Origin of the sequence: Dorea sp. OM07-5, from assembly GCF_003481355.1 — a bacterium.
In the GTDB taxonomy this organism is placed as follows: domain Bacteria; phylum Bacillota; class Clostridia; order Lachnospirales; family Lachnospiraceae; genus Dorea_D; species Dorea_D hominis.
The window spans coordinates 101,161-125,434 of record NZ_QUKZ01000002.1 but is presented as its reverse complement, the minus strand read 5'-3'; the positions used below and the strand labels follow the sequence as shown (position 1 = coordinate 125,434).

Sequence of the window (24,274 nt, the reverse complement as noted above, 5' to 3'; positions counted from 1 at the left end):
ACAGGTTCTCTGTATATCTATTATTATACAATAATTCAAGTAGAATGTATATAATTTTTAGATAATTTATGCTTTTTTTCTAAGTATATCGAGAAGATTGTTAAAATACTCTGGAATTGGTGCATCTACTTCAATATATTCACCGGAGCGCGGATGAATGAAACCAAGCGTTTTTGCATGAAGTGTCTGACCGGTAAGTCCTGGAAATGGACATTTTTTCGGTCCGTACACCTGATCCCCTAACAGTGGATGTCCGATACTGGACATATGCACGCGGATTTGATGTGTACGTCCGGTCTCCAGCTTACATTGGATATAAGTATAATTGCCGAAACGTTCCAGTACTTTATAATGCGTTACTGCATGCCTGCTTTGCTTTGCATGCGTACTCATTTTTTTCCGGTCAATGGGATGTCTGCCGATCGGAGCATTTACGGTGCCTTCGTCTTCTTTTATATTGCCGTGTACAATTGCAATATAAATCCGGTGGATTGAGTGTTCTTTAAGCTGTTCAGACAGGTTCTGGTGTGCCAGATCGTTTTTACAGACGATCAGAGAGCCTGTCGTATCCATATCGATACGATGGACAATACCAGGTCTTAAATCACCATTGATTCCGGACAACTGATCTTTGCAATGATACAACAATGCGTTTACCAGCGTACCTGTATAATGGCCTGGAGCCGGATGGACAACCATCCCCTTTGGTTTATTTACAACGATAACATCCTTGTCTTCATACAGAATATCCAGTGGAAGTGCCTCAGGGAGGATATCCGGCTCTTTTAGCTCCGGAATGGACAAAGATATTACATCATCTGTAAGAAGCCTGTAATTGGATTTTACAGGCTTCTCATTGACAGTAATGTGTGCATCTTTTATTAACTTCTGAATCCGGGAACGGGAAAGCTCCGGTGCTGCATCAGCGAGAAAACGGTCAATCCGAGCCCCGTTATTTTCCTTTTCGATTATGAAAGATCTGCTCAAGGTCTTCCTCCTTATAATAAAATAATAATAAAATAATCAGTCCAAATGCCGAAACCGTTACATAAATATCGGCAACATTAAATATAGGGAAATCAATGAGAGAAAAATAAAAGAAATCTACTACATAATGCCGGATCACACGGTCGATCATATTACCGAACGCCCCTGCTAATATAAATACCGCACAGATACGAAGTGGCAAAAAATGTTTCGTCATCGGAACTGTCCTGTAAAAATATATGGAAAAAAACGCAATAAGAGCGACACAGAAAATAAAGAAAAACTGTTTGCCCTGCAGCATTCCAAAAGCAGCGCCTCTGTTTTCCAGATATTCAAGTTCAAATACATTTTTTATAACAATATAAGAATCGTGTCCTTTAAGATGCGTAAGTACCAGCAATTTGGTCCACTGATCAAATAAAACTCCGGCAGCAACTGCGATAATTGCGATGAAATAATGTACCGGACGTGATTGTTCTTTCTTCATAATTTTCCTCTTTTTCTTTTAAATATATTTTCTGACAGTTACCATATAACGCCCTTTTTTCGTAGCAGCAATTGTTTCTTCATACATGATCCTGCCGAGCCCGCGTACGGAAATAAAATCTCCTTCTTTCAGATGGCATCCGTTGCTTGTGATAAGCTTTCCATTTACAAATACTTTCCCAGCTTGAATATAAGCGGTCAGCTTGCTGCGGGACAATGGATATGCCACAGAAAGGATCGTATCCAGTCTTACCGACGGAACCGTCCCCTTTATCTGTTGGTATTTGGGTTCATAGGAAATGTCTCCTGGTTCCTGAATCTTAGTCTGTACTGTAGTGTGACGGATACGTGTCAGATTATCGGCGATAAAGTCAGCAATCTCCGGTTTAACAAATACGATTGCTCTCTGGCCGTCAATGAGAATATCGCCCATACGGCTTCTTTCAATACCAAGATTCATTAAAGCGCCAAGGTAATCTCGATGTGTCAGTGATTCTGAAAAATTCAGATTTAACGGTTCGATTATCACTGTTTTCATTGGATAAAAATATTCATAACAAAGAGCATCAGGTAGAAATGCAACCATCTGACGCTCTGCTGTGTCATACCCACCGTAAGTTTCGTAGGCAACCGGAAACTGATCCTTTGGCGTAGTATGAAGTATATTTAATTCATTCAGATTCAGAAAATCTGAAAATGTTACGATATCTCTCTGATAAGCCTGATTCGATAATTCAATCAGACGTTTTCTTAACATAAGTTCTTCTTTGTTCATAGCTTCGCTGTTAAAGATCCTTAAAATCTTGATCGCATGGAAGAAGCATCAAAAGAAGTATTTAAAAGATCCTGAAGATCACCGGAAATATCTACATCTGTCGGTGTTACCAGGAATATGTAATTTGAAATCTTCTGAAGATTACCGCTGATTGCAAACGCAGCTCCGGAAGTAAAGTCGATAATACGCTGAGCCACTTCCAGATCCAATCCTTCCAGATTCAGAATTACAGTTCTTCCACTCAGAAGTGTCTCTGTAATCTCGCGTGCATCTTCTACGGAATTTGGTTTGATAACACAAACTTCCATATTAACATTGCTTCTTCTTGCAGGCTGACGCATCGGAGTAACTTTATTGCTTGAATGAACCGGTTTTGTAGATTTTTCCGGAAGATCAAAGTCCTCTTCTGCTTCTTCATCATCAAAATCTTTTCCCTTATTATTTTTTTTGAAAAAGCTCTTTTTCGGTTTTTCTTCAAAATCGTCATCATACTCATCATCATAAAAGTCATCATCGTAATCTTCGTCATCGCTTAACTTCATGATGTCTAAAAACTTATCTAATACTCCCATTTTCAATAATCTCCTATCTTCCGTTTATACTTGAGCATAATTGCGCGCACCGAAAATACCTGTTCCGACACGAACCATTGTTGCCCCCTCTTCTACGGCTACTTGATAATCATTCGTCATACCCATAGAAAGTATACTCACATTAACATTATCAACGTTTTTCTTTGCAATGTCAACAGATAATTTACGTAAATCAGCGAAAACTGTACGATTTTTTTCTGGATTTTCTACAAATGGAGCAATTGTCATAAGTCCTTTTACCTGAATATGTTTTAAGTTTGCAATTTCATCAATGAAGCCGTCTACTTCTTCCGGCATAAGTCCGAATTTGCTTTCTTCTTTTGCAACATTGACTTCTACAAGAATGTTTGCGATCAGATCATGTTTCTGCGCTTCTTTGTCAATTGTCTCAGCAAGACGGATGGAATCTACAGAGTGGATCAGATCTACTTTATCAATAATATATTTGACTTTATTGCGCTGCAGATGACCGATCATATGCCAGTGTATATCTTTTGGAAGTGAGTCGTATTTTTCTGTCAGTTCCTGTACTTTGTTCTCTCCGAAGACACGGACACCAAGATCATAAGCTTCCTGAAGTGTCTCTACAGGTTTTGTTTTACTGACCGCGATCAGTGTTACATCCTCTCTGTTACGACCACTTTTTTTACATGCTTCCTGAATTTTTTCTTCTACGCTTTCCAGATTTTCTTTTAACATGTTGTACCTCCTTTATTCAAAGACGATATCATTATCCTGAACAGATTTACCGTCTAATGCAATATGGTCATAATTAGACAGACCATAATCGTTTCCCTCTTCCACAATGTAATATTCATCGCTCTTACATAAAATATTGATCTGTTTGAATACAGCATAACCTTTGTTAATATTATAAACGCCTTTCAGCGATTTTGTCTCACTTAATGTATATTTCTGTGTAGAATCCGGCTTGATCAGTACAGCCCCTTCTTTAAAATCAGCTGGATTCAGATAAACAAGTCCCTTTTTCGAATCGCGGTAATAAATCGTTTCGACCTGAAATTCCGCATTCTCCGATCCATTATCCAGCAGGACGCCCGTACTCTTGCTGTTGCCGCCCTGTGTCAGGTAATCTTCCGGAACTGCATAAAAATCTTTGGAAACAACAGAGGATTTTGGAATCTTAAGTCCTGATTCGTCTTCCAGTATAAGTTCCAGGTCAAGGAATCGTTCATCTGCATAACGGATCATCCCATTCCGGAAACTTAAATATGCAAGATAGCCTCCATCCTTCTCTTTGATCGTGAGACCTGCGGAAGCTGTTTCATTATCTTTCAGAAACCGCACTTTGACCATGGACTGCTTTTTCAGAGAATCTGCAGTTGTGGAATCCAGCGGAATAATCACTGTCCAGGAATCTCCTGTAACAAGACGGTATACCGGGTTCTGCGCTTTTACATACTGGTTATTGGATAAAATCTTTTTTTCATAAGATTTACCGGAAATCATCTGCTCCGTGACCTGGTTCGCCGTCATGCTTTCATATCCGTCATAAGAATAAAAAACAACGCCATCCTTCGTTCCTTTATATACACTCACGGTTCCGGTATTGGAAGTCAGAATATCCGACAACTGTGCCTGACGATTCTGACTGGATTTGTTGTCCAGTACGGATTTTACAGAATCCTTTACGGAATATACATCCCGAAAAGAATCTTCTTTGAAATTCTCGCTGAAATTCTGAATCTTTACAAGCATCGCCTCTTCTTCTTCACTGCTCAGTTCATTTGTTTCAGTGGAAGTACTGTTATTTAGATTTAATTTCTTCGCAGATGATGTATAAACACTGGTTCTTGCACCGACTTTGCTCTCCTCCGGAGCAAAATAATTCACGTAGCCATCCCGGTCTGCGGTGATGGTACTCTCCTCACGAATTACAAATCCGGTATAAGTATTATCTTTTACAATGGATCCCTCTCTTACTTCATAAGCAGAAACATGCTTATTGGTCAGATACATCAGTACTGTTGCAAACAGGTAAATGAAAACAGCACCAAATATAATAATCCCGACATTTATATGTGTTTTTTTGCGGTAAACCGCAATATTTGTCATTTTGTTATCTGCCAAAATACAGCCCCCTATTTTTCATTTAGTGCAGCACCGTCAAGATATCCGGATAATCTTCCCTGATAATGCTCTCCGGCTATCATATGTGCTTCAAGTTCGTCTTTTAATTTCCACCAGCTTGTCTGCCAGTTGCAGAATACAGCATCTTTTTCCGGAATACGGCTGAAAAGCCGCTCTACTGCAATGCGTGGTTTCAGATACTCAAGAAATACCGTTACACGCCGGAAATATTCTTCTTTGGAACACAAAGTTATTGTACCATTTTCGTATTCTTCACACAACCGCGTGTTTTTTGCAATGTAAAGGGAATGTACCTTCACGCAATCATTAGAAAGAGCACTTAAGATTTTTGCGGTTTCGATGCTGTCTGTGATTGTATCTCCCGGCAGATTTAGTATTACATGTGTGCAAAGATCAAAACCGTATCGTTTTATCTGTATTGCGGCATCGATATATTCTGCAAGTGTATGTCCACGGTCAATCTTCAAAAGTGTATGATAATTTGCGGTCTGCAGTCCTAGTTCAATCGTGATATTACAGTGGTATTGTTCAGAAACACTACGTAAAGCATCAAGATATTCCTCTTTGATACAATCCGGTCTTGTAGAGACAGCAAGCTCTGTAATATCTGGAAACTGTGCTGCTTCTTCCATATATTTCCGGAAATCATTAAGTGGAAGAAATGTATTTGTATAATTTTGGAAATAAGCGATATACTTCTTCGCTTTGTATTTCTTTGCAATATGTTCCTGATTTTTTGCAAGCTGTTCGGTAACAGTATAAACTGCATCTAAAGATTCAAATCCGGTTCCACATTCTGCACAGAAGCTGCAGCCACGTTTGCCGTTTAAACGGTTTGGACAGGTGATTGGCAGATTAATCGGAAGCTTGTATACTTTCTCTCCATATTTATTTTTTAAATAATCCGAATAAGGATAGTATAACGGTGATTCTTTTACCATTTTGAATTTCGTCCCTCTAAAATAGAATAAAATGACAGATCCTGTATATTTTTCGTTATATTAGTAATACTAGCAAAAAGGAGGTATTTCTAATATGAAATGGTTTGACAATACATCATTAACACTTGTCATTATTGGCGCCGTCAATTGGCTTCTGATCGGTATTTTTCGCTTTGACTTTGTGGCATTTCTTTTTGGAAATCTGACATGGCTTTCCAGAATTATCTATACACTGGTAGGTCTCTGCGGGCTGTATCTGATCAGTCTGTATGGAAGAATCGGTTCCATGTCCGATTAATCATACACACAAAAGGGGCAATCATTTCTGGCTGCCCCTTACATATAAATTCTAATTCGTATTTGGTATCTGATCAATAATGGCTGACATATCTTTATATAACAATTCTTTTGATGTAGCCCCCATTACAATCGATATATATGGTGCCTTCTCATCTGTCTGGTCAAGAAGAACAAGGCAGTTTCCAGCTTTTGCGGTAGTTCCGGTCTTACCGCCTACTACAGTCGCTCCTGATGGGCGTTTAGCTTCTCCGGTTGCATAGTAGTTCGTCGGTTTCCAGGTTACTTTTCGTGTTGTTCCATTGGCACTCTGAATGTCCGCAGTATAAGATGATCTTCCGATGATATCTGTAAACTCTTTGTGTTTGACACACTCATTGAAGATCAGATAAATATCATAGGCAGTCGTATAATGGTTCTCATCATGTAATCCGCTTGGATTTGCAAAATGAGTGTTAGTAGCCATTAAATCCTGTGCTTTCTTATTCATCATATCTGCGAAGCCTTCGATACTTCCGCCAATGTAATAAGCGATTGCCTCTGCATTGTCATTGCCGGAATACAGAAGTAATCCGTTTAACAACGCTTCCAGTGTCAGTTTGTCTCCTTTGTGGATTCCGCAGGTCTGTTCATCGGCTGCAAAATCTGAGGAATCTACTTCTACGGTGACCTCTTCGGATAGATCTGCACTCTCTATTGCAACAAGAGCCGTCATAATCTTCGTAATACTTGCAGGATACATCTTTGCAGTTGCATTATATGCATACGTGGTCTTAGAATTGTTCACATCAAACAGCGCCGCAGCTTTATACGTGGAAGTGTCCGGAGCACCGGACATCTCTGTATCGCCATTCACAAGACACAGATCCTTTGCAAATAATTCACCGGTATATATTGCTTTATTATACTGCTTCTTTTCATAGGCATAGACAAGCTGTTTCGTTCCCATTCCGCCGGAAATGATAAGATAGCCGGCAACAACACATAACACAAGAAAGATTCCTGTCATCAGACGCAGAGTCCGCTGACGTTGTCTTCTCCTTCTGGAATATGATTTCTTTTTTCTGTTATTATCGGTACATTTCACGCCAGTCAAGATCTCCTCTGTCAATTGATAAAATAATAAGTTCAGCCGTAGCAAGATTCGTTGCTAACGGAATATTATAAGTATCGCACATCCGAATCACATCATTAAGATCCGGATCGTTTGGCTTCGGTGCATATGGTTCTCTTAAGAAAATCAGTGCATCGATATCATTCTGTGCGATCTGTGCTCCTAACTGCTGCTGTCCCCCCAGGGAACCTGCAAGATATTTGTGAATATTAAGATTCGTCACTTCCTCGATCAAACGTCCGGTCGTCCCGGTTGCATATAAATGATGTCTGCTTAAAATACCTCTGTATGCGATACAAAAATTCTGCATTAATGTTTTCTTTGAATCGTGTGCAATTAGACCTATGTTCATTGTATTCTCTCCTTATTTGTATTTTTTCGGCTGTAAACCAACATTCAATACAATTCCGATACCAATGTACAGACTGACAAGAGAAGTCATTCCGTAACTGACAAACGGAAGTGGAACTCCTGTGTTCGGAATCAATCCTGTTGCAACACCGATATTGATAAAGCTCTGGACTCCTATGAGTCCGCCTACCCCGCAGCAGATGATCCTCCCTGCGAGGTCCTTCGCTCGAATTCCTATCAGAATACATTGTAGCACAATTAATAATAATAAAGCAATAACAACGCAACTTCCAATGAAACCTAATTCTTCACCAATGATCGCAAAAATAAAATCAGTCTGTGGCTCCAGAATAAAGTTACCATTTTTTACAGAGGTTGTTGTATTATTATTCAGTCCTTTTCCGGAAAGCTGTCCGGAACCAATTGCCATAACAGAGTTGTTCTGCTGATAGGCTCCATCATCTGCATATTTATCCGGTTCAAGGAAGGAAAGAATACGTTCCTGCTGGTAATCTTTCAGGAATGGCTGGTTCGGCTGCACAACAATGCTCAAAAAGATAATTGCTGTCGGAATCAGAATTATCAAAACAGTTCCGATAAAGCGGTAACTGAGTCCTGCAATATAAATCAGAAAACAGATTACCACAGCAGTACAGATCGTTGTGGAAAGGTTTGGCTCCATAATGATAAGCGCCAACGGTAATCCCGCAAGAATCGCATATTTGCAAAGTGTGCTACGGTCGTTTACATCCCGTTCATGTTCCATCAGGAACTTTGCGAAAAAAAGTATCAGCAGGATCTTTGCCATCTCAGATGGCTGGAAGGTAGTAAATCCCAGATCGATCCATCTAGTCGCTCCGCCGACCTTTTTACCTGCAACAAGTACCAGCCCCAGTATAAAAATAGAAAAGCCATAGAAAAACCAGTAAAAATCAAGCAGCCAGACATAATCAATGAATGTGACGATCATCATAAAGACGATTCCGATCATGACCCCCAGTACCTGACGGCTCTGATATACCTGCTTGGCACTTCCTACAACAAGTATTCCAATTACAGATAAGATAAAAACAAGTGTAACTAATGTAAAATTGTAATCTCTTAACCGATACGGTTTCGTAAATTTTGGTAATTTCACTCTTCTTCTCCTGAAAAACTAATTAAAATTTGTGTTCTGAATATTTCTACTTTAAAATCCTCTTCTGTAAATTCCATATACTTGGAAAGCGTCTCATACAATTCCCGACATATTTTATCATAAGAATCTGGTGTGCATTTCACCCTGTCGCTGGTAACCAGTGCTTTTAAACGGTTTTTTGCAACAAAAACAGAAGATTTTTTTAACATAGGCTCTGCCTCCTACCCTTTCCGGAAAATTCCAGAAAGCTTTGAAAAGAATTTGTGGCTGCTGTTAAGATCCATAAATGGAACATCTTCACCCATAATTCTTCTGCTGATATTACGATACGCTTTTCCAGCCAGAGAGTCAATTCCGATGACGGGTTCTCCCTGGTTTGTGCCAATGACGACGTGTTCATCATCCGGCAATGCACCGATCAGAGGAATCGACAGAATCTCTGTCACATCATCCACGGACATCATATCGCCGCGTCTGACCATATCCATGCGGATCCGGTTAATGATCAATGCGTTATCCCTGAGACCGCTTTTTTCCAGCAGTCCGATGATACGGTCTGCGTCACGGATCGCAGACACTTCCGGAGTTGTGACTACAAGTGCGCGGTCAGCACCTGCGATCGCATTATGGAAGCCCTGCTCAATTCCCGCCGGGCAATCCAGCAGGATATAATCAAAATCTTCTTTTAATTCAGAAGTCAGCTTTTTCATTTGTCCCGGTGATATTGCCGACTTGTCCTTCGTCTGTGCAGAAGGCAGAAGATATAGATTCTCATATCGTTTATCTCTTATAAGCGCCTGTTTTAAGCGGCAGGAGCCTTCGATCACATCTACCAGGTTGTATACGATGAGATTTTCCAGTCCCATGACTACATCCAGGTTCCGAAGGCCAAGATCGGTATCGATCACGACAACCTTCTTTCCGGCTTCTGATAAGCCGGCACCGATATTTGCTGTTGTAGTTGTTTTACCTACACCGCCTTTTCCTGAAGTAATTACAATAACCTCGCCCATGAATAACTTCCTCCTATTACTGGTTTTACTTCGATCTCACCGATTCGAAGCAATTCTGGCTTCATATCAACTGCTGCGATCATCGCATTATAATCTCCAGTTGCGCCTGCAATGACTGTTCCGTATATCGTCCCGGTCACTGTAACGCTGCCCTTACATATGACAGTTGCGCCTGTCTCAATATCTCCAACAATTACAATGCTTTTATCCGCTTCAAGGATGGCACGTCCTCTCAGATTGCCTCTGTAGAACAGTCCATACTCTGTGTGTATTGTCTCTGCGGAGTCATAAGCTTCACCTGCTGTATCATTAGAAGTATTGTCTCTTGTCTTACGGCACAGATGTCTGCCAGACACCGGAGTATCTGCTATAGTATGTGTTTCCTGTGTATTATCTTCCGTGTCTGTCAGGCACAGAATCTGAATCCCGGCAGATTCTTCAATTGTCTCTACCATTGCCTGTTCTTCCTCTTTCGTAAACGTACGCCCTTCAAAAGTTACTACCATACATGCATGATTAAAAAAATGAGTAAATGCATGCAGTTTTTCGTGAACCCGTTCTCTTAACAGATCAAACGGAAGTTCCGGATCAAAACGAAGAGTCATACCATATCTGTTACTTTTGATCAGAACAGGATCTTTCACATAGAACCACCTCTTTCTTTTAGTCGCCTCCGGAACCGCTTCCAATCGTTGCAGCTTCTCCGGTGATGATCTTCTTCTTGTCGCCTTTGTTGTAATAGTATTTCATAACATCTCTTCCGACTTCGGCCGCACGGGAAGAGCTGTATCCGTTTGCAATACGGATTGCCCATGCGACTTCCGGAGAATTGCTTGGCGCAAATCCGACAAACAATCCGTGATCCGGATGTGTCTTTCCCTGCTGTGCAGTACCGGTTTTACCGGAAATTGCGAGATTTGTATGATTCAGGCTCGAGAAAATATCATTATGTTCCAGAAGTACCACATTACGCATACCTGTGTGTACTGCACTCCAGGTGGAATCCGGAACATCTGTGATCTTATTCTTTACTTTGGCTTTGTAAGATTTGATCCTCTTTCCTTTAACATTGGTTACTTTATCAAGAACTGTCAAATTGTATACAGTTCCTTTATTTGCAACAGTTGTAATATATCTTGCAAGCTGGCTGGTCGTGTAGTTATTTGTACCCTGTCCAATTGCTGACGGAACAGAAGAATCATCAGAAATCTGTGGCTGCGCCTCCGGAATCTCAATACCGGAAGTACTTCCAAGTCCGAATTTTTTCGCATATTTCTTCAGTACATTAAGTCCACGGTCGCTGGAATAATAAGAAGAAGTTGCTTTTCCTTCTGCATTGTCTGACTGTATCTGATTCAGTCCATTCTGTTTCAGACTCAGACGGTATCCGACTTCATAGAAGAAGCTGTTGCAGGAATGCTGGATTGCCTGTGAGACGTTCAGACTTCCATGCGCACTCGGATAAGCCCAGCATTTTGGATTCGGTGTTACTTTCTTATAAATACCGGAACAATTAATAATAGATGATGTTGTAATAACACCTTCCGATAATCCGGCAATTGCAGACAGTGGCTTGTATGTGGAACCGGGCGCTGTCTTTTCCTGCGTTGCACTGTTATATAACGGTCTGGAACTGTCATTTAACAGCTTGCTGTAATAATTGGAATCCATTGTATTTGCCAGCTTGTTATTGTCATATCCCGGATAAGATACACATGCCAGCACATCTCCATTATTTGGATCCGTCATGACAAGTGAGCCTGTAGATGGTTCCAGTCCCAGCTCGCCCGGCGTGATTTCCAGTTTCTTGATCTTTGCACGGATAAAATCATAAGAGCCAAGACTACCGGCTTTTAACTGTGCATACTGTGCATCACTCTTCTTCAGCACATTCTGCTCATATAACATCAGACAAATCTGGCGTCCGGTGATTGTACCGGCTTTGATCATGTACTTGTATATCATCTTATCAAAACTGCTGTTTGATTTCAGTCCGTCCATGATATACGAAACAAGTGCTTTGTATAGCTCTGTAGAATCCGAATATTTTCCGCTCTTCGGCATATAATTTGTTAATTTTGAAGTATCAATCCAGTTCTTGGAAATCGCATAGTTCAGATACTTTTTAATGTTGATTGTCTCAGAATCATGCCATGCTTTGTAAGTTTTGTCACTGGAATCGATTTTTCCTGAAAGCAGTACTTTATTATTGCTTGTCAGCATATCATTAACAAGGTAACTCAAGTATGCCTGATATTCCTTTGACTGATCTTTATATGCGGCAGCACCTGAACTGTTTAACATTTTTTTGAGCTTTTTAAGCACTGCTTTTTTATTGGATGAAAATGTTTTGTGAACTGCCTTTTCTGTAGACTTGGCATCATCATCCGAAAAATGTGTCATATCCAGAATATCATTGGAAATGAAGGAATTATATACATCACCAACCGGAATGATCACATCACTTCCGTCGGATACCTTCGTACGGTCATAATTCAAAGTATTCTGCAATTTACTTAATATAATTCCGGCAAGTTCCTGTTCCAGAATATTATAAGCTGCAACCTGCAAATCCGCATCAATTGTAAGATAAAGGTCGTTTCCTGCTTTTGCCTTCTTGCCCTGAACAGTATCCAGAACTTTACCTACGTTATTAACATACAGCTTGACTGTTCCTTTTTTACCTTTTAAGGTTGTATCCATTGTTTTTTCAATACCGGCTTTACCAACGGTATCGGTCCTATCATATTCTTTCTGTTCTTTTTGGCTCAACGCATCATATTCTTCTGTAGAAATCTGTCCGGTATAACCGATCAGATTGGCGAAACATTTGTTGTTCGTATATTTACGGAGTGATTTCTCATCGATATTGACTCCCTGTAAATGATCCATATTTTCCATTACATCTGCAACGGTATCATCGCTGACATCTTCTGCAATCGTTGTTGCAATGTATTTCTGATAACTGTTCAAAGCGATCGCATAGCGAATATTGATCAGCTTAAGAACACTCTGCTTATCCAGCTTCTTCTCATTGATTCCGTAACCACTCCGCTTGTCTGTGCAGAGATAATGGATAATATCTGCAGCAGATTCATTTTTCTGCTCTTTGCTGAGTTCATCGATCGTCTTCTTGCCGTAAACATCGGCAACAAAACGAAGTCTCTGTGTATCTGATTCTGCGGCAAATACATATTCTTTATCCTTGTCAAGAATAATACCAAAGTTATTGATCACCGTATCACCATTTGATTCAACCATCTTGATTACCGTTGTGATGATCTTGTTCAGAGCTTTGTTCTTTTCTTTTAAAGTATCATACTCTCCGTTATCTTCAATCGTAACAGAATATGCCAGTTCATTATAAGCAAGCAGCTTTCCGTTACGGTCATAAATATTCCCGCGGGTACCTTCAACATCTTTTGTTTTCTGGATTTGCAGTTTATAGTTATCCAGATATTCCTGTCCTTTTACAATCTGCAAATAAAAGACACGTTGTACCAAAACCGCAGACATAATACAGAATACAACCACGGCAACAAATATTCTGGATTTAAATATTTCTGCAATACGATCTCTCAATCGTTCGAATAAATTAGACAAATTTACTAGCACTCCTTTGTTCTTCTGATTCAAGTTTTCGGTTAATATGAAGGATCACCTGATAAAGGATCAGGGTTACCAGTATGGTGTATACAAGTTCCGGTATAATAATACTGAACAGGTATGTTCCAAATGCAAAGTCTCCCTGCAGCATATATACAAATACATAGATACAGATTCCATATAAGAATTCGCTTGCGGAGATCAGTACGATCGGAAGTTTGACATCTTCATCGTAAAAAAGGCGCTCAAACGAACCGTTCAGATATCCGATCACGGTATATAGCAGTGTATGAAATCCAAGGAGCTGTCCCCAGAATATATCTACTAAAAGTCCGGATATGGCACCGACAGCTATTCCGGATTTGCGTCCTCTCATAAATCCGAAGGAGGACGTTACTACGAGCATAAGATTCGGACTTACTGCACCGAATTTCAGTTTGACAAATAGCGTACTTTGCAAAAGGAAACTGATTAATATGATGAAAAAAGTAATTACTTTTCTTTTCATGAATCCTTACTCCTTCTTACTTCTTTTTTGACCGGCTGCTGATCATCTCCTGCTTGGTTTTTGTAATGACAAGCACTTCCTGGATCTTGCTGTAATCAACAGCTGGTGTAATATAACCAGAACGCGTCAGATTGTTGGAATCCACCTTCACTTCACTGACATATCCGATAAACAGTCCCTGTAAGTAGCGGTCACTGACGTGGGATGTGACAACCTGCTCTCCCACTTCAATCTTATTGTCGTTATTGGCAAGTTTTTCAAAACGGAGTCGTCCGTCAGAAGCAAGTTTTAAATCTCCGCGGACAATACAGGTATCTGAAGTAGAAAGCATCATTGCACTGACATTGCTTGCATCATCAATCAATGCACGAACTCTTGCATAATGTGGTCCGACTTCTGTGACAATACCGACCAGACCGCTTCCGGCAAGAACGTTGCAGTTCTTTTTGATACCGTCTTTGCTTCCCTTATCAATTATAAAATCACTGAACCAGTTCGTGCCATTATCGGCAATGACATGCGCTCCGATCTTCTTATAATCAGAGTAGTTTTCATCCAGTTTGTATAACTGCTTGAGCCTGTCCAGTTCATACTGTTCCTGACGGAGCCTTGTATTATCGGTTGTAAGCTCATCTACTTTTTTCTGTAATTTTTTATTTTCCTTCGTCATATCTTTCATTGTCTGAAAGTTTTTGGATACGTCACTCATCCATGTACCGGCATAGCTGATCCCTTTTTCCATTGGAATAACCGTATAGTTGGCAACAAAAGTAACCGGACCGGCATGGCCGGTAAAATGTTCAATTCCCATCAGAAGTATACAGACAACCGCTATGATCAGAAGCCAGTATTTGCTTGGAAGTGACGATTGATTCTTTATCTTCATATTATCTCATCCACCTATAATTTTGATCTAACATTGAGTATGCAAGTTTGCTTAATTCTTTTGATTTAATGATTTTCTCCAATCCGTTTACGACACAAATGTCCGGTTCCGACGACGTCGATGTATGGATACCGGTTGCCTTCTCGATATAGGTCTCAAGTCCCGGCATATATGCCATGCCACCAGTCAGGTAGATCCCGTTCTCATGAATCGCTTTGCGTACTTCCGGTGGTGTCCTGTCAAGTAAGGAATGAATGGCGCGTACGCAGTCCAGCAAAGGATCACGAAGCGCTGCACGGATCAATGTATAAGAAATTGTCTTACGCATTGGAAGTCCTGTGATTAGATCACGTCCTGCAACAGACAGTGCTGCATCTTTCTCGCCGGTAAAAACGCCGAAACGTTTTCTTAAGATCTCAGCTGTATGATGACCGATCAGGAAATCATGGCTGTGCCGCACCAGATTGACGATTGCCTGGTCATAGGCTGTTCCGCCAAGCTTTAACAGCCGGTTCAAAACCATACCGCCTTCTGCAAGAACCGATAGTTCTGTCGTCTCACCGCCAAAATTCACGATAAGCACACCCTTTGTCTCTTTGACATCAAGTCCGAGCCCGACTGCATCTGCAATGGAACGCTCCACGATATTTACTTCTTTTGCCTTTGCAGTAGAATGGATCACCAGGTCAAAGAATGCCTTTTTCTCAACTTCTGTCACATCCGTCGGAACTGCGATTACATATTCCGAACCTCTGGCGAACTGTCTTCCTTTCTTCAACAGATTCTGGAGCAAAAACTGCATATCATTAAAATGGGAAATTACACCCTCCTTCATTGGAAATACAACATTAATGTTGTCCGGTGCTTTCTCATACATGCCATATGCATCATCTCCGACAGCGAAAATCTCCGTACCGTCTTTGATCGCAATTACATCTTTTTCTTTCCAGATCGTATCTTTTTTCTTATCATATACCTTGATCTCATAAGATCCAAGATCCAGTCCGTAAGTATTTCTTGCCATCTGATATTTATCCTTTCTCAAGCATTTTCTAATAGTCCTTCTTCGCGAAAGCTCATATAACAATGATTGCCAATAATAATATGATCTAACAAATCAATTCCAACCAGCGCTCCTGCCTGTGCGATACGACCTGTGATCAGTCGGTCATCCGCGCTCGGAGTCGGATCTCCGCTCGGATGATTATGTAACAGCACAATGGATACAGCTTCCTGTTTCAAAGCTTCCACAAAAAGCTCTCGCGGCGTAATGATCGATGCTTTCACTGTTCCTTTTGAAATGTTTCGTTCACAGATCAGTTCCGCTTTTGTATTCAGCATCAGAAGTTTCATAACTTCCTGACTCTCATGCCGTAAATCTTCCATATAATAATCAGCTATTGATGTGGGGGATGAAAATCTGAGATGCTCTTTCGCAGACGCTTTTGCCAATCGTTTTGCCAGCTCTGACAGACACAGAATCTGTATGGCTTTCACTTTCCCTATTCCCTTAAGCTTAAGAAGCCTGGGTAAGGAAAAATGGTGAATACCCAGAATCCCGTTCTGACCGGAATCATATAAGATCCTTTTCGCCAGTTCAACAGCATTCTCACCTTTGGTCCCCGTACGGAGAAACACTGCCAGAAGTTCGATATCTGTCAAACTCTCCGGTCCCATCTCCACACATTTCTCATAAGGCCGTTCCACACTTGGAATTTCTTTCATGGTATTTGATTGATTCATCTCATCTTTAGATTCGTACGACGATCCCTTTAAAATCTTAAATTAAAGGAAACGATAAATGAAAATTGCTACAATCACGCCAATGATGCTTGCAATGGTAATTTTAATTGTAAGTCCGAATGTCACAACAAGCAGTCCCAGATTCAGAACCACCGGATCATCCAGTCCGAACGTCTGTCCATAGCTGAGCCAGTTCAGTGAAGATACACCGTCTGCCAGCATGCCGATAAAACCACCAAGAACAATCCCTGCCAGTAATAGCAGAAATAAAGCCCAGGCGTTTTTGCCTCCTTTTCCCTTCATAATATGTACTCCTCCTCGTGTTTATCTCTTCGAAAAACTCAATACATTTTATCATATTTCCGAAAAAGTGTATAGAGTTATCCCATTAATTTTTTCTTAACATGTACCAGATATGTCGAAAGGACGGTAAACCCGGCTGATTGCTTCGGCTGTCTTAAGCCCGTCCATTGCAGCGGAAGTAATTCCTCCGGCATACCCTGCGCCCTCTCCGCAAGGGTAAAGTCCGCGCACGCTGCTCTGCAGTGTCTCATCCCGCAGAATGCGTACCGGAGAGGATGTCCTGCTCTCCACTCCTGAAAGCACCGTATCCGCATCCGCATATCCCTTTATCTTCTGATCAAACGAGCGTATCCCCTCTTCCAGTGAATCAGCGATCACTTCCGGGAATACCGGACGCAGGTTCGTCCAGTGATATGCACCTTTCATCTGTGGGGTAACTCTGCCTTCTGCTTCAGAAGCTTTGTCTTCACAGAAATCTCCGAATAACTGCACCGGGATTTTCCCTTCTCCTGCTCTGTATGCGGCTTCCTCGAGTTTCCGCTGAAATGCCATTCCTGCAAGTACATCATCCGTGCCGTAATCTTCCGGTGTTACCGTGACAATAACTGCACTGTTCGCATTTTGACCATCTCTGCCACTGTAACTCATTCCATTTACGGCAAGTCTTCCGGCTTCCGAAGATGCATTCACGACATATCCGCCCGGACACATACAGAAAGTATAGACGCCTCTTCCATTTTCCAGATTGGCAGTCAATTTATATGGAGCTGCCGGAAGTCCATCCGGCTGTGCGCTTCCATACTGATTTTCATTGATCATGGACTGTTTATGTTCCACACGGACACCAACCGCAAAAGCCTTTGTTGTCATCGGAATTTCTTTTCTTTTCAGCATTTCAAATGTATCTCTTGCACTGTGTCCGATTGCAAGGACAAGTGCCTGCGTTGGCTTGTCTGTCACTTCGCCACTATGTGTATCCTGAAGTTTTATTCCGGTAAGCTTTCCCTCTTCTGTTAAAAGTTCTGTTACCTGTGTATGAAAATGGACTTGTCCGCCCAGACGGCAGATTTCTTCTCTCATACGTTTTACAACAACAGCAAGAATATCTGTCCCTACATGTGGTTTATTATCATAAAGAATTTTTTTAGGCGCTCCGAATTTTACAAATGTTTCCAGAACAGCTCTGCCTCTGCCCTCTTTATCGTGAACCAACGTATTCAGTTTTCCGTCTGAAAACGTTCCGGCTCCACCTTCTCCGAACTGGACATTGGAATTGGGCTTTAAAGAGCCTCCGTTCCAGAACGCTTCTACATCCTGCATTCGTGTATCCACATCTTCTCCCCGCTCTACAAGAACCGGTGCATAGCCCATTTTTGCCAGGCTATATGCACAGAATAATCCTGCCGGTCCGCTTCCGGCGATTATCGGCGCATGTGCAAGTGTTTCTGTGCCGGTTGGAACCGGTGCATATATCGGCTTTGCTTTGCAGACGTTTACATTTTTCGGCAGATTTTTCTTCTGTAATCCTGCTTCGTTTTTTACTGACAGTTCCAGTGTATAGACATAATACAACACCGGCTTTTTCCGTGCATCCAGAGAACGTTTTGCAATCCGGAATCCGATAAGGTCCTGCTCGCGGATGTGCAGTTGTTTCAAAGCTTTTTCCTTAAGACGCTTTGTTGTATGTGGAATCTGTAGTTTCAGATTTGAAATTTGGATCATCCGTTTTAACTCCTGTTATTTTATTACTTTTATTTTCCGGTGTTTTTCTTACCTGCGGCAGCACATCCGGCAAGATACCCACTTGCCCATGCCCATTGCAGATTGTAGCCTCCGCAGATGCCGTCAACATCCAGCAGCTCTCCGGCAAGATACAGGTCCTTACAGATACGCGACTCCATTGTATCAGATGCAATCTCTGTAAGATTTACACCTCCGGCGCAAACCTGTGCATTGTCAAACCCATTCGTGTCAGAAATGACAAGTTCCAACCTCTTTAATGTAGAAATAAGTCTATCCCAATCCGGTGTTTTCAACTTTTTCACATACAGTTTTTCCGGTATTCCGGCTGTTTTTAAAAGCACCGTGATTAGTTTCTGATTCAGAAGACCGAGCAGAAATTCGGAAACCATATAAGTTTCACGGTTCTGCGTACGTTTCTGTAAATAGGATTTTAACTCTTCTTCAGACATTCCAGGAAAGAAATCTATCCGTACAACCGGCGTTTTTTTCTCATACAAAAGTTTTGCCGCCAGACGGCTGATCTGAAATACCGGTATACCGGAAATGCCATAAGCAGTGATCTGAACTTCTCCGGTGTCGCTTCCGAGAATTACGGGGTGATTGTTCGTATCGCTTCCATCAAAGATTTCAACTTTTGTTTCTGTACGCACACCGGAAGCCTTTGCCAGTGGATGCGATTTTACTTTTAACTGCACAAGTGCCGGAACAACCGGAACAAGCGAATGTCCAAGCATCTTTGCAAGTGTATATCCGCTTCCGTCTGAACCGAGAACAGCCGCTGCGCGTCCACCACATGCGAGAATCAACCGATCGGCATGAATACTCATTCCCGGTGTATCTGTAAAAATGCGGAATCCTTTTTTATTTCGTTGCACTTCGGTTACATGAATGTCTGTCTTATATGTTACGCCCAGTGCTTTTAATTCAAGAATCAACAGCCGCTGGATTGTCTGTGCCTGATCCGATCTCGGATAGTAATAACCGTTCCGGTCTTTCGGATATACACCTAATTTTCGAAAGAAATCCAGCGTCTCATCTGTTCCGAATTTATCAAGAACACATGGTATCACATCTTTCGAATCACTGTAAAAACATTCTTTTTCCATATAAGCATTTGTGAAATTACAGCGACCGTTTCCGGTAGATAATAATTTCTTTCCTAATTGATTTTTATGTTCTAATATAAGAATCTCATGAGACGGATCTGCCCAGGCTGCTGCGATCGCTGCCGTCATGCCTGCCGCACCGCCTCCGATGATTACGATCTTTGCCATAAATACTCCTTATATTTATTGCTTATAATTTTACAATACCGGCTCTTACAAGATGTTCCAGAGACATCAGGATTCCAAGTTTTGCGCTTGGCCATGTTAAACCGCCCTGGAAATAAACCGCATACGGCGGTTTGATTGGTCCGTCTGCACTCAGCTCAATCGAAGAGCCCTGTACAAATGTACCCGCCGCCATAATTACATCACTGTCATATCCCGGCATTGCCCACGGTTCCGGAGCAACATAGGAATCTACCGGTGCGGCCGCCTGGATACCATGACAAAAGGCAATCATTGCCTCGGCAGAGCCAAGTTCTACTGCCTGGATAATATCATGACGGCTTTCCGTTCCGTTTGGTACAACCGGGTACCCCAGTTTTTCATAAATTTTTGCCGCAAGAATAGCACCCTTTAATGCACTTGCTACAACTGTCGGGGCAAGGAACAGTCCCTGATAGAATGACTGCATGATTCCGAGAGATGCGCCGACTTCTTTTCCAAGTCCTGGAGAAGTCAGACGATATGCACAGTTTTCAATCAGTTCTTCTTTACCGGCAATATAGCCGCCGATCGGCGCAAGTCCGCCTCCCGGATTTTTGATCAGAGAACCGACAACCATATCCGCACCTACATCACTTGGCTCGATTTCTTCTACAAATTCTCCGTAGCAGTTATCAACCATGCAGATCACTCCTGGTTTGATCTCTTTGACAAAACGGATCACTTCCCCGATCTGTGCAACAGAAAAGCTCGGACGCGTCTGGTAACCTTTGGAACGTTGTACCGTAACCATCTTTGTTTTTTCATTGATTGCTTCACGGATGGAATCAAAATCAAATGTCCCATCTTCCAGAAGGTCTACCTGTCTGTAAGAAATCCCATATTCTGCAAGCGATCCTTTGGAAGGGCGGATACCGATTACTTCCTCCAGTGTGTCGTAAGGCTTGCCGCCAGCCGCCAAAAGCTCGTCTCCCGGGCGTAAATTCGCTGCAAGAGAAAGTGCCAGCGCATGTGTTCCACAGGTAATCTGTGGGCGAACCAGTGCACTTTCTGTATGGAAGACATCTGCGTAAATTTTCTCCAGTGTATCTCTTCCATGATCGTCATATCCATATCCGCTGACATAGTTAAAGCAGTCTGCACTTACGTGATTTTTCTGCATAGCGTGCAATACTTTTAACTGATTGTACTCGGCACGCTGATCAATCTCGCCAAAACGTTCTTTTAAATCTTTTTCAATAGTATTTCCAAATTTCAGTACTTCTGGGCGAATACCCATTTTTTCATACATATTTGTAATCTCTGACATGTTCTTATCCTCTCATTATATATATCATTTTTTTTCTGCTTTCCACGGGAGTTTTGAAAGCATTTCGTCTAAAATCTGCTCCGCATCATAACCAAATGACTGTTTGTTGATCCAGATTACATCCCGCTCTCTCTTAAACCAGGTGAGCTGACGTTTGGCGAAATGCCTTGTATCCCGCTTAATTGTATAAATAGCTTCTTCCAGCGTACAATTGCCATCCAGATAATCCAGAATTTCTTTGTAGCCAAGTCCCTGCATGGAAACAAGCTGCTTTGTATAGCCCTTGTCTTTTAAAGCCTGTACTTCATTTACCAGACCTTCCTCAATCATTTGATCGACACGCCGGTTAATACGTTCGTACAGATGTGCTCTGTCATCTGTCAGCACAAAATAGGCAAATGCATACGGGGACTCCCTTTGACGCTGTGTCTCGTTGTGTTCGGAAATTCGTTTTCCGGTCTGCTCATAAAATTCCAGCGCACGTATCACACGCTTGATGTTATTTGGATGAATCATTTCAGCAGATGACGGATCAACAAAAGCAAGCTTCTCATGCAAAGCTTCTGCTCCATGTTCTCTGGCATAAGCTTCCAGTTCTTTCCGGCATGCATCTTCTTTTTCATTTTCATCAAAATCAATATCATAAAGCAATGCCTGGATATAGAATCCGGTTCCACCGGTAACGATCGGAATATGCCCGCGTTCCCAGATTTCCCGCATCGCTTTTTTGGCAAGCTGCTGAAATTTTACAACATGAAATTCATCATCCGGCTCCAGTACATCAATCAGGTGATGCGGTATGCCTTCCATCTCTTCTGGTTTTATCTTCGCAGAGCCGATATCCATATGCCGGTAAACCTGCATCGAGTCAGCGGAAATAATCTCGCCGTCAACTGCTTTTGCAAGTCCGATGGAGGCCTTTGTTTTGCCAACGGCCGTCGGACCGGTAAGAATGATCAATGGTTTTTTCTTCATTATACAATCCTCTTAAATTTCTTTTCTAACTCCCGTTTAGTCATGGAAATAATCGTCGGTCTTCCGTGTGGACAATGATACGGATTATCCAGAAGAAGCAGTTCGCCGATCAAGGTGTCGACTTCTGCAGCAGAAAGACTCATATTGCCTTTTACTGCCGCTTTGCAAGACATAGACGCAATCTTCTCATCAATCAGGTCGGACGGCTGGTTTCTGTTAAGCTCATCCGATAAATGGTCAATCATTTCCAGAAGCAGATCTTTTTTGGCAATGCTGAACAGATTATCCGGAACACTTCTTACCGCAAAAGAATCCTGCCCGAATTCTTCAAACTCAAATCCAATTCTTGTAAAGCGATCCATGTACTGTCTGAGCAGCTCCGCCTCTTGCATCGTCAGGTTCAGAATGATCGGCGGGCTGATCATCTGGGATGTGAATTCCCGGTTTTTCATTTCCCGCAATGTCCGTTCATACAGAACTCTTTCATGTGCTGCATGCTGGTCGATAATATACAGACTATTTTCGAACTGGACAAGCCAGTAGGTATCGAAAATCTGCCCAATCAACGTATAATCTGCTTTCCGTTCTTTGTCAAGAAAACGATCTTCAAAGAGATCCATCTGTTCCGGTTTTTCATTTGCTTTGATGTCAATACCTTGTCCATTTGCTGTTGCCTTTTCAGCCGTTGTTTTAGCAGTTCCCGGTATTTCTGGTGTTACATCTGTCTTTTTAGGAAACTCTTGTTTCTTCGCATCCTTTGCAGCCGCTTTGTACTGCGACACCGCTTCTCTTATCCGGTCTGCCTGCCGTTCAGGCTTAAAAATATCTGACCGGCTCTTTACTTCCGCAGATGAATTCTGCTGGTGATAAGATGTTACACGCTTTTTCATCTGTTCCATGAAATAATCCAGATTCCGCTCTTCTTTCGGCGGTATTTTCGTTTTTTGTTTCACCGGTGTCTGCACCCCAGCCCACATTTCTGATTGCGCTGCCTGTTTTGTCATATTCCCGGCAGTTGATGCAAAGCTGACCGAAGATCCGGTTGTACGGAAATTTTGCTTTTCCTTCGTTACCGGCACAGCCTCTGCCCTCGGCACTTTCGGCTCATCTAGTGTCACCTTCGGAATCAGTTCTCTTCCGTGAAGTGCCGAGTCGATTGCTTCATAGAGTGTATTATACACTTCCTGCTGATTGTTAAACCGAAGCTCCATCTTTGTTGGATGGACATTCACATCTACATGTTCTCCATCAATCGTAATGTGAAAGACGGTAAATGGGAACTTATGCTGCATGGAAAAATCTTTATATGCATCTTCAATGGCACGGTAAATAATATTACTTTTCACGTAGCGGCCATTAATAAAATAATTTTCAAAATTACGGTTTCCTCTGGAAATGAGCGGCGCTCCAATGTAGCCGCTTAAGGAAAGCCCGTTATTCTTATATTCCAGAGGAATGAGATTAGCAGTAATCTCTCTTCCATATACGTGATAAATGACATCTTTTAAATTTCCATTTCCGGATGTATGCAGTCTGGACTGCCCGTTATTGATGAACTGGAAAGAAATCTCCGGGTGCGACAGTGCAAGTCTCGTCATCAGATCGCCGACATGGCTTGCTTCGGTGATCGGTGTCTTCAAAAATTTCCGTCTTGCCGGCACATTATAAAAAAGCTGACGGATCAGAAATGTTGTTCCATCCGAAGCTCCGGTATCTTCCAGTTCTTCTTCTTTTCCACCGGCGATCTGGTAACGCGTTCCAAGAAGCTGTTCCTTTGTTTTTGTAATCATCTCGACCTGTGAGACAGCCGCAATACTGGACAACGCTTCACCACGAAAGCCTAAAGATGCAATATGTTCCAGATCTTCGGCAGCGCGGATCTTGCTCGTAGAATGTCTGAGAAATGCATTCTGAACATCGTCTCGTGCAATTCCGCAGCCGTTGTCAGCAATGCGCATATAAGAAATGCCGCCTTCTTTGATCTCTACAGTCACAGAACCGGAACCGGCATCAATGGCATTTTCTACCAGCTCTTTTACAACAGAAGCCGGACGTTCAATCACTTCTCCGGCTGCGATCTTATCAATTGTTATCTGATCTAATACATGTATGTTTGACATAAA

At 41.8% G+C, this 24,274-nt stretch carries 25 protein-coding genes; 1 reads left to right on the top strand and 24 read right to left on the bottom strand.

Going from position 1 to position 24,274, the window contains the following annotated elements; translation table 11 throughout:
- Positions 1-66: 66 nt before the first annotated feature.
- Genes DXC04_RS02390 through DXC04_RS02360 form a run of 7 tightly spaced genes read right to left on the bottom strand, consistent with a single transcriptional unit; the run spans position 67 to position 5,894 of the window.
- A complete protein-coding gene (locus DXC04_RS02390; RefSeq protein ID WP_118287870.1) occupies positions 67-987 on the bottom strand; it encodes an RluA family pseudouridine synthase in 921 nt (306 codons plus the stop codon).
- Complete coding sequence (lspA, locus tag DXC04_RS02385) at positions 953-1,474, bottom strand: signal peptidase II (RefSeq protein ID WP_118287871.1); 522 nt, start codon at positions 1,472-1,474, stop codon at positions 953-955. The genes DXC04_RS02390 and lspA overlap by 35 nt, the downstream gene beginning before the upstream one ends.
- 18 nt (positions 1,475-1,492) lie before the next feature.
- Complete coding sequence (locus tag DXC04_RS02380; protein ID WP_118287872.1) at positions 1,493-2,248, bottom strand: YlmH family RNA-binding protein; 756 nt, start codon at positions 2,246-2,248, stop codon at positions 1,493-1,495.
- Positions 2,249-2,268: 20 nt separating this feature from the next.
- Complete coding sequence (locus DXC04_RS02375) at positions 2,269-2,820, bottom strand: cell division protein SepF (protein ID WP_021860986.1); 552 nt, start codon at positions 2,818-2,820, stop codon at positions 2,269-2,271.
- Between the two features lie 24 nt (positions 2,821-2,844).
- Entirely contained in the window at positions 2,845-3,540 is a 696-nt protein-coding gene (locus DXC04_RS02370) for a YggS family pyridoxal phosphate-dependent enzyme (protein WP_021860987.1), read from the bottom strand.
- A 12-nt stretch (positions 3,541-3,552) separates the two neighbouring features.
- Positions 3,553-4,932 carry an HlyD family efflux transporter periplasmic adaptor subunit gene (locus tag DXC04_RS02365; RefSeq protein ID WP_118659765.1) on the bottom strand — a complete coding sequence of 460 codons (1,380 nt, stop codon included), beginning with the start codon at positions 4,930-4,932 and terminating at the stop codon, positions 3,553-3,555.
- Positions 4,933-4,943: 11 nt separating this feature from the next.
- The gene (locus DXC04_RS02360) at positions 4,944-5,894 is read right to left on the bottom strand and encodes a TIGR01212 family radical SAM protein (protein WP_021860989.1); all 951 of its coding nucleotides are present in this window, start codon (positions 5,892-5,894) and stop codon (positions 4,944-4,946) included.
- Between the two features lie 94 nt (positions 5,895-5,988).
- On the opposite strand from DXC04_RS02360, the gene DXC04_RS02355 reads away from it, so the two are divergent.
- Positions 5,989-6,192 carry a DUF378 domain-containing protein gene (locus tag DXC04_RS02355; protein WP_021860990.1) on the top strand — a complete coding sequence of 68 codons (204 nt, stop codon included), beginning with the start codon at positions 5,989-5,991 and terminating at the stop codon, positions 6,190-6,192.
- Between the two features lie 51 nt (positions 6,193-6,243).
- Here the strand turns inward: DXC04_RS02355 and DXC04_RS02350 are convergent, their stop codons facing one another.
- From DXC04_RS02350 to mutL, 17 genes are all read right to left on the bottom strand, one after another.
- The gene (locus tag DXC04_RS02350; RefSeq protein ID WP_118659763.1) at positions 6,244-7,278 is read right to left on the bottom strand and encodes a D-alanyl-D-alanine carboxypeptidase family protein; all 1,035 of its coding nucleotides are present in this window, start codon (positions 7,276-7,278) and stop codon (positions 6,244-6,246) included.
- A complete protein-coding gene (gene mgsA / locus DXC04_RS02345) occupies positions 7,262-7,657 on the bottom strand; it encodes a methylglyoxal synthase (protein WP_021860992.1) in 396 nt (131 codons plus the stop codon). Before mgsA ends, DXC04_RS02350 begins: the two co-directional genes overlap by 17 nt.
- 12 nt (positions 7,658-7,669) lie before the next feature.
- Positions 7,670-8,794 carry an FtsW/RodA/SpoVE family cell cycle protein gene (locus DXC04_RS02340; RefSeq protein WP_118287875.1) on the bottom strand — a complete coding sequence of 375 codons (1,125 nt, stop codon included), beginning with the start codon at positions 8,792-8,794 and terminating at the stop codon, positions 7,670-7,672.
- The gene (locus DXC04_RS02335) at positions 8,791-9,003 is read right to left on the bottom strand and encodes a cell division topological specificity factor MinE (RefSeq protein WP_118287876.1); all 213 of its coding nucleotides are present in this window, start codon (positions 9,001-9,003) and stop codon (positions 8,791-8,793) included. Before DXC04_RS02335 ends, DXC04_RS02340 begins: the two co-directional genes overlap by 4 nt.
- Before the next feature lie 12 nt (positions 9,004-9,015).
- A complete protein-coding gene (minD, locus tag DXC04_RS02330; RefSeq protein ID WP_021860995.1) occupies positions 9,016-9,807 on the bottom strand; it encodes a septum site-determining protein MinD in 792 nt (263 codons plus the stop codon).
- Positions 9,789-10,451, bottom strand: a complete 663-nt coding sequence (locus tag DXC04_RS02325) for a septum site-determining protein MinC (RefSeq protein WP_118659761.1) — start codon at positions 10,449-10,451, stop codon at positions 9,789-9,791. Before DXC04_RS02325 ends, minD begins: the two co-directional genes overlap by 19 nt.
- A 19-nt stretch (positions 10,452-10,470) precedes the next feature.
- A complete protein-coding gene (locus tag DXC04_RS02320) occupies positions 10,471-13,410 on the bottom strand; it encodes a penicillin-binding transpeptidase domain-containing protein (RefSeq protein WP_199692516.1) in 2,940 nt (979 codons plus the stop codon).
- Positions 13,403-13,921 (bottom strand): rod shape-determining protein MreD, encoded by a 519-nt coding sequence (gene mreD / locus DXC04_RS02315; protein ID WP_118519354.1) that lies wholly within the window; start codon positions 13,919-13,921, stop codon positions 13,403-13,405. Before mreD ends, DXC04_RS02320 begins: the two co-directional genes overlap by 8 nt.
- Positions 13,922-13,937: 16 nt before the next feature.
- On the bottom strand, positions 13,938-14,807 hold the full coding sequence (gene mreC, locus DXC04_RS02310) for a rod shape-determining protein MreC (RefSeq protein WP_021860999.1): 870 nt from the start codon (positions 14,805-14,807) through the stop codon (positions 13,938-13,940).
- 1 nt (position 14,808) lies between these two features.
- Positions 14,809-15,831 carry a rod shape-determining protein gene (locus DXC04_RS02305; protein ID WP_021861000.1) on the bottom strand — a complete coding sequence of 341 codons (1,023 nt, stop codon included), beginning with the start codon at positions 15,829-15,831 and terminating at the stop codon, positions 14,809-14,811.
- 17 nt (positions 15,832-15,848) lie between these two features.
- Positions 15,849-16,550, bottom strand: coding sequence for a RadC family protein (gene radC / locus DXC04_RS02300; RefSeq protein ID WP_117537200.1), 702 nt, complete (start codon positions 16,548-16,550; stop codon positions 15,849-15,851).
- A 42-nt stretch (positions 16,551-16,592) separates the two neighbouring features.
- Positions 16,593-16,853, bottom strand: coding sequence for a DUF4321 domain-containing protein (locus tag DXC04_RS02295; RefSeq protein WP_021861002.1), 261 nt, complete (start codon positions 16,851-16,853; stop codon positions 16,593-16,595).
- A gap of 96 nt (positions 16,854-16,949) precedes the next feature.
- Complete coding sequence (locus tag DXC04_RS02290; protein WP_118659759.1) at positions 16,950-18,575, bottom strand: NAD(P)/FAD-dependent oxidoreductase; 1,626 nt, start codon at positions 18,573-18,575, stop codon at positions 16,950-16,952.
- Between the two features lie 29 nt (positions 18,576-18,604).
- Positions 18,605-19,870 carry an NAD(P)/FAD-dependent oxidoreductase gene (locus DXC04_RS02285; protein WP_118659757.1) on the bottom strand — a complete coding sequence of 422 codons (1,266 nt, stop codon included), beginning with the start codon at positions 19,868-19,870 and terminating at the stop codon, positions 18,605-18,607.
- A 22-nt stretch (positions 19,871-19,892) separates the two neighbouring features.
- Positions 19,893-21,176, bottom strand: a complete 1,284-nt coding sequence (locus DXC04_RS02280; RefSeq protein WP_021861005.1) for a methionine gamma-lyase family protein — start codon at positions 21,174-21,176, stop codon at positions 19,893-19,895.
- A 24-nt stretch (positions 21,177-21,200) separates the two neighbouring features.
- Positions 21,201-22,151, bottom strand: a complete 951-nt coding sequence (gene miaA / locus DXC04_RS02275) for a tRNA (adenosine(37)-N6)-dimethylallyltransferase MiaA (RefSeq protein ID WP_118659755.1) — start codon at positions 22,149-22,151, stop codon at positions 21,201-21,203.
- The gene (mutL, locus tag DXC04_RS02270; protein ID WP_118659753.1) at positions 22,151-24,271 is read right to left on the bottom strand and encodes a DNA mismatch repair endonuclease MutL; all 2,121 of its coding nucleotides are present in this window, start codon (positions 24,269-24,271) and stop codon (positions 22,151-22,153) included. Before mutL ends, miaA begins: the two co-directional genes overlap by 1 nt.
- Between the last annotated feature and the right edge of the window lie 3 nt (positions 24,272-24,274).

Coding starts and splice junctions, on each gene's coding strand:
- DXC04_RS02380 (WP_118287872.1), bottom strand. CDS start 2,248: ATGAACAAAGAAGAACTTATGTTAAGAAAACGTCTGATTGAATTATCG.
- mgsA (WP_021860992.1), bottom strand. CDS start 7,657: ATGAACATAGGTCTAATTGCACACGATTCAAAGAAAACATTAATGCAG.
- mreC (WP_021860999.1), bottom strand. CDS start 14,807: ATGAAGATAAAGAATCAATCGTCACTTCCAAGCAAATACTGGCTTCTG.
- DXC04_RS02295 (WP_021861002.1), bottom strand. CDS start 16,853: ATGAAGGGAAAAGGAGGCAAAAACGCCTGGGCTTTATTTCTGCTATTA.
- minD (WP_021860995.1), bottom strand. CDS start 9,807: ATGGGCGAGGTTATTGTAATTACTTCAGGAAAAGGCGGTGTAGGTAAA.
- miaA (WP_118659755.1), bottom strand. CDS start 22,151: ATGAAGAAAAAACCATTGATCATTCTTACCGGTCCGACGGCCGTTGGC.
- mutL (WP_118659753.1), bottom strand. CDS start 24,271: ATGTCAAACATACATGTATTAGATCAGATAACAATTGATAAGATCGCA.
- DXC04_RS02305 (WP_021861000.1), bottom strand. CDS start 15,831: ATGGCAAGAAATACTTACGGACTGGATCTTGGATCTTATGAGATCAAG.
- DXC04_RS02355 (WP_021860990.1), top strand. CDS start 5,989: ATGAAATGGTTTGACAATACATCATTAACACTTGTCATTATTGGCGCC.
- DXC04_RS02370 (WP_021860987.1), bottom strand. CDS start 3,540: ATGTTAAAAGAAAATCTGGAAAGCGTAGAAGAAAAAATTCAGGAAGCA.
- DXC04_RS02290 (WP_118659759.1), bottom strand. CDS start 18,575: ATGATCCAAATTTCAAATCTGAAACTACAGATTCCACATACAACAAAG.
- DXC04_RS02375 (WP_021860986.1), bottom strand. CDS start 2,820: ATGGGAGTATTAGATAAGTTTTTAGACATCATGAAGTTAAGCGATGAC.
- DXC04_RS02285 (WP_118659757.1), bottom strand. CDS start 19,870: ATGGCAAAGATCGTAATCATCGGAGGCGGTGCGGCAGGCATGACGGCA.
- mreD (WP_118519354.1), bottom strand. CDS start 13,921: ATGAAAAGAAAAGTAATTACTTTTTTCATCATATTAATCAGTTTCCTT.
- lspA (WP_118287871.1), bottom strand. CDS start 1,474: ATGAAGAAAGAACAATCACGTCCGGTACATTATTTCATCGCAATTATC.
- DXC04_RS02280 (WP_021861005.1), bottom strand. CDS start 21,176: ATGTCAGAGATTACAAATATGTATGAAAAAATGGGTATTCGCCCAGAA.
- DXC04_RS02335 (WP_118287876.1), bottom strand. CDS start 9,003: ATGTTAAAAAAATCTTCTGTTTTTGTTGCAAAAAACCGTTTAAAAGCA.
- radC (WP_117537200.1), bottom strand. CDS start 16,550: ATGAATCAATCAAATACCATGAAAGAAATTCCAAGTGTGGAACGGCCT.
- DXC04_RS02360 (WP_021860989.1), bottom strand. CDS start 5,894: ATGGTAAAAGAATCACCGTTATACTATCCTTATTCGGATTATTTAAAA.